This is a genomic window from Photorhabdus tasmaniensis (genome assembly GCF_011189505.1).
GTDB classification, from domain to species: domain Bacteria; phylum Pseudomonadota; class Gammaproteobacteria; order Enterobacterales; family Enterobacteriaceae; genus Photorhabdus; species Photorhabdus tasmaniensis.
Map to the genome: position 1 here is coordinate 1 of NZ_PUJU01000086.1, position 8409 is coordinate 8409.

Annotated in this window: 8 protein-coding genes and 1 rRNA gene; 3 read left to right on the forward strand and 6 right to left on the reverse strand. The window is 41.2% G+C overall.

Features of this window, described 5'->3' with window-relative positions:
* The first annotated feature begins 5 nt into the window (after positions 1 to 5).
* A 5S ribosomal RNA gene (gene rrf, locus C5471_RS22100) occupies positions 6 to 121 on the forward strand.
* A 913-nt stretch (positions 122 to 1034) separates the two neighbouring features.
* On the opposite strand, the gene C5471_RS25415 is transcribed toward rrf, so the two are convergent.
* The 5 genes from C5471_RS25415 to acs form a co-directional block, all read right to left on the reverse strand.
* Positions 1035 to 1349: a hypothetical protein gene (locus C5471_RS25415; protein ID WP_422630937.1), complete on the reverse strand. Its 315-nt coding sequence runs from the start codon at positions 1347 to 1349 to the stop codon at positions 1035 to 1037.
* Positions 1350 to 1363: 14 nt separating this feature from the next.
* Positions 1364 to 2020 (reverse strand): hypothetical protein, encoded by a 657-nt coding sequence (locus C5471_RS22105; protein WP_133814135.1) that lies wholly within the window; start codon positions 2018 to 2020, stop codon positions 1364 to 1366.
* A gap of 167 nt (positions 2021 to 2187) precedes the next feature.
* Positions 2188 to 3837 carry a cation/acetate symporter ActP gene (gene actP / locus C5471_RS22110; RefSeq protein ID WP_166296430.1) on the reverse strand — a complete coding sequence of 550 codons (1650 nt, stop codon included), beginning with the start codon at positions 3835 to 3837 and terminating at the stop codon, positions 2188 to 2190.
* Entirely contained in the window at positions 3834 to 4145 is a 312-nt protein-coding gene (locus tag C5471_RS22115) for a DUF485 domain-containing protein (RefSeq protein WP_021325497.1), read from the reverse strand. Before C5471_RS22115 ends, actP begins: the two co-directional genes overlap by 4 nt.
* Before the next feature lie 64 nt (positions 4146 to 4209).
* Positions 4210 to 6165, reverse strand: coding sequence for an acetate--CoA ligase (gene acs / locus C5471_RS22120; RefSeq protein ID WP_133814136.1), 1956 nt, complete (start codon positions 6163 to 6165; stop codon positions 4210 to 4212).
* Between the two features lie 364 nt (positions 6166 to 6529).
* Between acs and sodA the strand changes: the two genes are divergently transcribed.
* Together sodA and yiiM are read left to right on the forward strand one after the other, a co-directional pair.
* A complete protein-coding gene (sodA, locus tag C5471_RS22125; RefSeq protein ID WP_166296433.1) occupies positions 6530 to 7156 on the forward strand; it encodes a superoxide dismutase [Mn] in 627 nt (208 codons plus the stop codon).
* Between the two features lie 120 nt (positions 7157 to 7276).
* On the forward strand, positions 7277 to 7948 hold the full coding sequence (yiiM, locus tag C5471_RS22130; protein ID WP_133814137.1) for a 6-hydroxyaminopurine reductase: 672 nt from the start codon (positions 7277 to 7279) through the stop codon (positions 7946 to 7948).
* Between the two features lie 42 nt (positions 7949 to 7990).
* On the opposite strand, the gene C5471_RS22135 is transcribed toward yiiM, so the two are convergent.
* A complete protein-coding gene (locus C5471_RS22135) occupies positions 7991 to 8200 on the reverse strand; it encodes a type II toxin-antitoxin system HicB family antitoxin (protein ID WP_339959319.1) in 210 nt (69 codons plus the stop codon).
* Positions 8201 to 8409 lie beyond the last annotated feature (209 nt).

Genomic DNA, 8409 nt, shown 5'->3' on the forward strand with positions numbered 1-8409 from the left:
ATATGCCTGGCGGCGATAGCGCGGTGGTCCCACCTGACCCCATGCCGAACTCAGCAGTGAAACGCCGTAGCGCCGATGGTAGTGTGGGGTCTCCCCATGTGAGAGTAGGGAACTGCCAGGCTTTAATCTTAAGTAGAAACCCTCAGCGCAAGCTGGGGTTTTTTGCGTTTGTGCGCCAGGCATGGCGCGCAGCGCCGAGACAGGCGCTATCTGTTGACGGTGGTGGTCAGCAGACGACTTGGAGGTGTAAGTCCTCTACACACCCGGCAAGGGGAAGTGTTAGCTGAACGGCAAAGGTGGTCATCGTGAGGTGAAATCTGCAGGAAGCGGTTGAGGTGCCAGCAAATATCACCCAAGCCTAATACTTGCACGGAATGCTACAACGTAAAGCCGACAGGTATAAGCAGGAAGGTCGCGCGAATATCTGAGCTTAGAAATTTTTTTCTGATAATTAATTTCAATGTGGTTTCCTAAATAAAAAGCATATATTGGCCTGATGTTTTCTTAGTACTACAGCCATATTTCCTTTTCCCATATATAATGTATCTTATAGGAAAACTTTTAAGTCATGCGGTTTCTCTGCGTTGTGAATATCAGAAAAAAAATGGATTTTGGGTTTCTGCGGCTGTGATATTAGAAAGAGAATTAAAGCTCCTTGAAGTACGATCAGCGTTTTTGCAGAAGACTCAGTTCGTGGAGATCATCAGCTAGATTCGTTTAGAATGGTTTTACTGTAAAGTTGATGGCTAGTGAGTAATTGCCTTTTAGCTCAGGTTATATGGGGAATATTATTCTATTTTTACTCTTGTATTAAGAGCATTAAAAATTTATTCATGGAGGATAATTCACGCAACATTGCTAAGACTTCCTTGGAAAAATAATGTCATGTAAGCGGTTTTGAGCTATATACAAACACTCTACGGACCTGGTCCGACAACTAAAATAACATGCTGCCCTTTTCTTATATTTATAAATCACGCATTTTAGTTGATACTCATAGTAACAGGCTAAAATATCTAGATCTCGAATTTAAATCATTTACCAAAATCGTTGATATCTTTTTCATCAGGAAGTTTGCTATATTTCATCAAGTTTTTATTACCGTCTATCACTATTAATTCTTTCGGTGGTTTAAAACAGTTACTTAATGGGGAACGGCAGTGTTTTTGAGATTTATGATGAATACCCAACCAATCACTAATAAGATAATAATTATCTGAAGTTGAAAAAGGCGTGTTTACTACACCAGTGTGTCGATATTGTGCATTAATATTATCGTTATACCAGATAAATAAGGGGATATTATAAGTATCTTTTCGTGGGTTACTGACACCATGATGATAACGGATGACACCATTCTTATCTAAGCGTTGTAATCCGTGATCTGAGAAATATAAGTATCAATATCTTTATCTCTTTGTATATAATTGAAATTTACTTTAACAGACGCAATTCTCCTAATTTGTTGATTTTCATATATTGCTCTTACCATTGCTGATGAATTATAGAATGGTGTTCCCATTAAAAAATGCTCTGATAAAATCACCTTATCTGAATATTTTTCTTCTGAAATATAATAATCAACTGGGACTAATAAGCAAACAAATAATAAAGCCCATATATTGGCTTTTAGAAATCGGGAATCTGTATTTTTTGATAACCATCTTATAGATAGAAAATAAGTTAACATCATGAAAATGAAGAAGAGTACATAATGTTTGTTGTAAGACAACATACCTACAGCTTCACTGCTATTTGTATTGATAAAAGTATTAGCAATAGTTGAAGAGAAGCTTATTTGGTGTTTGCTAGAGAAGAAAAATGATGTGGATATATTAAGTGACCATAATAAAGAGATAAGTAAAATTAAAGGCTTGAAATATTTAAAGCGATAGAAAAATGCGTTAGTACTTGCCAGCAAAAAACTCAATAATACTATCTTTAACTTATACTCATTAGCTACATTACCGATGAAAATTATTGGCAGTAAAGCCAGAATCAAGGTAATAAGAATGGGCAATTTATTTCTCATATAGGCTAATAGTGTTAAGTAGCGAATTGAAATAATAAAGTTAATCATTAACCTAAGAGTAAAACAAGAGCTTAACTTGCGAAATAGCTCTGAGTTCAGATGGCTTCCTAATAAAAATACCTCTCCCGAAGGAGAGGTTGAGTATAAAATCGTAACTAATGTGATTTTCCTTGTGCGATACCAAGCCCTGTTTGTGATCGAATAAATTGGGTTCTGAATTGTTCTCTTTCCCGCATACCCTGTAGTGAATTATCGGTAATAGAAAATAGCCATGAACCGGCGAAAGCGACAATCATTGAGAATAATGCTGGATATTCATAAGGATAGATTGATTTTTCATGGCCGAGAATGCTGACCCAAATTGTTGGGCCTAGGATCATCAAAACGACAGCTGTAATTAACCCCAGCCAACCTCCGGTTAACGCGCCACGGGTAGTGAGTTTGCGCCAGTACATAGACAAAAAAATGATTGGGAAGTTACAGCTTGCAGCAATGGAGAATGCCAATCCAACCATAAAGGCTATGTTCTGATTCTCAAATAAAATACCTAATCCGATTGCGACAAACCCAAGTATCACAACAGTTATTTTTGATACTTTCAATTCATCGCGTTCGTTGGCTTTGCCGCACTTAATGACGTTTGCGTACAGGTCATGTGATACTGCTGATGCTCCAGCCAGTGTCAGTCCTGCTACAACTGCCAGAATGGTGGCAAAAGCTACCGCGGAGATAAAACCGAGGAACAAATCCCCCCCAACTGCACTTGCAAGGTGAACGGCTGCCATGTTAGTACCACCGATTAGCACCCCTGTAGCATCTTTAAATGATGGGTTTGGGCTGACCAGTAAAATAGCGCCAAAACCGATGATGAATGTCAGAATGTAAAAATAGCCGATGAAGCCAGTTGCATAGAAAACGCTTTTTCGTGCTTCTTTCGCATCACTTACAGTAAAAAAACGCATAATGATATGAGGTAAACCAGCGGTACCGAACATCAATGCGAGACCGAGGGAAAGTGCGGAAATCGGATCAGATACCAACCCTCCTGGACTCATGATGGCTTCACCTCTTGAATGAACAGCAACAGCTTCTTTAAACAGCGTGTTGAAATTGAAGTTTACCGTTTTCATGACCATAAGAGCCATAAAGGTGGCGCCAGCCAGCAATAGAATGGCTTTGATAATTTGTACCCAAGTTGTTGCCAGCATGCCGCCAAACAGAACATAAAGCACCATCAGAATACCAACTAGTACGACCGCAATATGGTAATTCAGGCCAAAAAGCAATTCGATAAGCTTACCTGCTCCAACCATCTGTGCAATAAGATAGAGGGCAACAACAACCAGTGAGCCAATGGCAGATAAAATACGGATTGGGCGTTGCTGTAATCGGTAAGAAGCAACATCTGCAAAAGTGTAGCGCCCAAGATTTCTTAATCGTTCGGCAATCAGAAACAGGATAATAGGCCAACCAATTAGAAAGCCGATAGAATAAATCAGCCCGTCGTAACCAGACGTATAGACCAGAGCGGAAATGCCAAGGAATGATGCTGCGGACATAAAGTCCCCGGCAATCGCCATGCCATTTTGGAAACCAGTAATACGCCCACCCGCAGTGTAGTAGTCAGTACGGGAGCGCGTTTTCTTTGAGGCCCAGTAAGTGATATAGAGTGTGAAACCAACAAACAGGACAAACATAATAATGGCCTGAATGTTGACGGGTTGCTTTTCTACGGAACCAGTAATTGTGTCGGCCCATATCAGATCAGGAAATAGCAGTATTATTGTCAGCAAAAATTTCTTCATTTTTTTACCTCGTCAAGAATTTGTGAGGTAAGACGATCGAATTCGCCATTAGCTCTGATTACATACAGGCCAGTTAAGATGAATGAGATAACAATTAGGCCAATGCCAACGGGTATCCCACGGGTAATATATGAACCAGCATAAAGAGGGGTACCCAGCCATTCGGGTGCAAATGCAATGAGGAAAATAAAGCTGACATACAAAACTAACGTGATTATTGATAGCAGCCATGCAAAACGGCCTCGTTTTTCAACTAATTCTTTGAAACGAGGATTATTCTCAATCCCTTGGTAAATGGCGTCATTCATCAGAATGTCCTCTTATATTTTTATTATATTCGTTAATTAAGCCGCCTTACGGCGGCATGGTATGTCACGAAATACTCATTGTTTGTTTTTCTTCCAATAATTTTTCCACTACTCCTGGATCTGCCAGTGTTGAGGTATCTCCCAGATTACTGGTATCACCGGAAGCAATTTTACGCAGGATGCGGCGCATAATTTTTCCTGAGCGGGTTTTTGGTAAAGAATCTGTCCAGTGCAGGATATCCGGTGTCGCGATCGGGCCGATTTCTTTACGTACCCAATTACGGACTTCGGTATATAATTCTGGGGAAGGTTCCTCGCCGTGATTCAAAGTGACATAGGCATAAATTGCCTGTCCTTTGATATTATGCGCAACACCGACGACAGCAGCTTCAGCAATTTTAGGGTGGGAAACCAAAGCGGATTCAATTTCAGCCGTGCCCAGACGATGACCAGAGATATTCAATACATCATCAACACGGCCAGTTATCCAATAATAGCCATCTTCATCACGGCGTGCGCCATCACCACTAAAGTACATTCCCTTAAAGGTAGAGAAGTAGGTTTGTTCGAAACGGTCATGATCGCCAAACAGTGAGCGTGCTTGTCCTGGCCAGGAATCAGTAATAACCAAGTTTCCTTCACAAACACCTTCTAATTGCTCACCAAGGTTATCAACCAGGGCTGGCTGAACACCAAAGAAAGGCAGAGTTGCGGAACCTGCTTTCAGTTCAGTTGCTCCTGGCAGTGGCGTTATCATGAAGCCGCCGGTTTCTGTTTGCCACCAGGTATCAACAATCGGACATTGACTGTTACCAATTTTCTGGTAATACCATTCCCATGCTTCTGGGTTAATAGGCTCACCAACAGATCCCAGAATACGCAGAGAAGTACGTTTCGTTCCTTCAATAGCTTTGTCACCTTCAGCCATCAGGGCACGAATTGCTGTTGGTGCTGTGTACAGGATATTTACCTGATGTTTATCAACAATCTGACTTAAACGATTAACCGCAGGATAGTTTGGCACGCCTTCGAACATCAGAGTGATAGCACCGCAGGAAAGCGGCCCGTAGAGTAGATAGCTATGTCCAGTCACCCAGCCCACATCTGCTGTACACCAATAGATTTCGCCCGGATGATAGTCGAATACATATTTAAATGATAAGGATGCATATACCAGGTAGCCACCGGTAGTGTGCAGCACGCCTTTAGGTTTACCGGTAGAGCCGGAAGTATAGAGAATAAACAGCGGATCTTCTGCATTCATCTCTTCAACTGGGCAATCAGCACTTACGCCTGCTGTCAACTCATGCCACCAAAGGTCGCGACCAGAGTACCAATTACCAATATTTCCAGTACGTTTAAAAACAATCACATTGGATACATTGACAACCGCTGGATGACTTAATGCGTCATCAACATTCTTTTTCAGGGGAATTGTACGTCCTGCTCTCAAACCCTCATCGGCAGTGATAACCAATTTAGTGTTCGAATCAATGATGCGACCAGATACGGCATCAGGAGAGAAACCTGCGAAAATAACAGAATGGATAGCACCAATGCGGGCACATGCTAACATGGCAACTGCCGCTTCCGGCACCATCGGCATGTAAATAGCAACAACATCGCCTTTTTTAATACCCAGATTTTTCAATGCATTAGCAAACTGGCATACATCATGATGCAGTTCACGATAGGTTACTGTTTTGGACTCTGCTGGATCGTCGCCTTCCCAGATAATAGCGGTTTGATCGCCACGTTCTTTTAAATGGCGATCGAGACAGTTTGCGCTTAGATTCAGTGTTCCATCTTCGAACCAACGGATATTGACATGTCCAGGATCAAAAGAGGTATTCTTTACCTTGGTGTAAGGCTTAATCCAGTCAACAATGTTACCTTTCTCACCCCAAAATCTTTCGGGATCTTGCAGCGATAATTGATAGTCTTGTTGGTATTGTTGTTTATTCATCAGGGCATGTTCTGCAATGACAGCAGGAATAGGGTGCTTCATTATTTGAGTCATATTAATATTCTCCTTGCGAATGTTAATAGTATGTCAAAACAAGGTTAACTAAAGTGTAAGGAGAATTTTTGTTTTTTTTTTGCGCGGAAGATCACGCAATAAAAAGAATATTTTTCACGTAATTGTCATTTGGTGTGGTGGGCTTAATTGCTAACCAAAAATAGTAATTTAAAATCCTAATCTAATAATAATCTTAAATATAGATAAATTGACTGATAAGCCACTGAAACACAGTTTTATGATAAAGCCATGGTAAGGGTGTGGTTTTGATAATCATTTCCAATAATATTTAATTAACTATAATGATCATGTTGTTCACAAGGTGTGGACTTTGAACCATTCTTATATGACTGGAGTACATGATATGAGCTATTTATTACCTTCTCTTCCTTACTCTTATGACGCTCTGGAACCTCATTTTGATAAGCAGACGATGGAAATCCATCATACCAAGCATCATCAGACTTACATTAATAATGCCAATGGCGCTTTGGAAGCCTTCCCAGAGCTGGCAAAACTGGATGTTGATGATCTGATTCAGCAATTAGATAAGATACCTGCTGATAAACGTACTTTTGTACGTAACAATGCTGGTGGACACGCTAACCATAGCCTGTTCTGGAAGGGCTTGAAATTAGGGACAACTCTGCAAGGCCCATTAAAAGAAGCTATTGAACGTGATTTCGGTAGTGTGGATTCTTTTAAAGAGAAATTTGAGCAGGCGGCGGCGACTCGTTTTGGTTCCGGCTGGGCGTGGCTGGTGCTGAAAGATGATGGCAAACTGGCGGTTGTATCTACTGCTAACCAGGACAGCCCGTTAATGGGTGAAGCTATTTCCGGTGCTTCTGGCTATCCAATTGCTGGTCTGGATGTTTGGGAACATGCCTATTACTTGCAGTATCAAAACCGTCGTCCTGACTACATTAAAGCGTTCTGGAACGTTGTTAACTGGGATGAAGCTGCAAAACGTTATCAGGAAAAAGTGAAATAATTTTCTAACTCATTTTCTCTTTTCTGCTATGCCGGCTGGATATTACTGCCGGCATTTTTATTGATTGGGGATTGGTTTATGATGATATCATCAGGCTGATTTCAATAAGGAAAGTGAATTATGTATTATCCGCAGGTATATACAGGCAAAATTGAAATATCAGAAAAACTGTCTGCCAGTGCAATTAACAAACGGATGGTTGATGGCAGCCTGTGTCTGACTTCTCTTGGATTGGAAGGTGATGAACAGGCCGAAACCCGTTTCCATGGTGGCCCCGATCGTGCGCTTTGCCATTATCCCCGTGAACACTACGATTTCTGGAAACATCAATTTCCTGATCAGGAAGATTTCTTTATTGCCCCCGCGTTTGGCGAAAATATTTCCACAACTGGCTTGACTGAAGAGAATGTTTGTATTGGTGACATTTTCAGTTGGGGAGAGGCCATGCTTCAAGTAACTCAGCCTCGTTCGCCTTGTTACAAACTTAATTCTCATTCCGGTATCAGTAATTTTTCTGCCATTATGCAGGAGAGTGGTCGTTGTGGTTGGCTTTACCGAATTATTGCAGCAGGAAATGTTAGCCCGGATAAGCCTTTTGTTCTGGTTTCCCGTAATAGTGATGTTTTGGTTAAGGAAGCGATCGCGATTGCTTTTAATATGCCATTTGATGAAGAGCAGTATCGGCGATTGATGAGTGCGGCCGGGCTGTCCGCCAGTTGGAGCCTGACGATGCAAAAGCGGGTTATGTTTGGAAAGATTGAAGATTTTAATCGCAGGCTGTTTGGGAAATAATAAAAATGTGAGATGGCGTTAAGGGTTACATATAAAAACACCTCAGATGAAATGTCTGAGGTTTGGTTCTGCCAGATAGTTTTCCACACTTGTTGCTTTTGGAACTGCTTCGTTATCATCAATCAGCAATTCGATATGAGCTTCGATTGCTTCACGGGCGCTTTCTATTGCATCTGTAAAATCATCTCCTCCAGAAAAGTAGCCAGGGATATCAGGCATGTGGATGCCGAAGGATGAATTACCTTTATTAATAGCAACTGGATATAACGTTTATACCTCTAAGAAGTGGGCTTAAAGCCCCGCCTGTTTCTTGATACTTTTTAGTGTTGGTAAGTAGGGTGAGATCGCGAACGTTATTTAATCAAAATCGTTCAGTTTGACCCACGGAGCTACTTATGATCTCATACTCCTTTTTTCAGGAGTGCCCCCATGAATATCGACGCTTTTTCTCAGTATTTCGG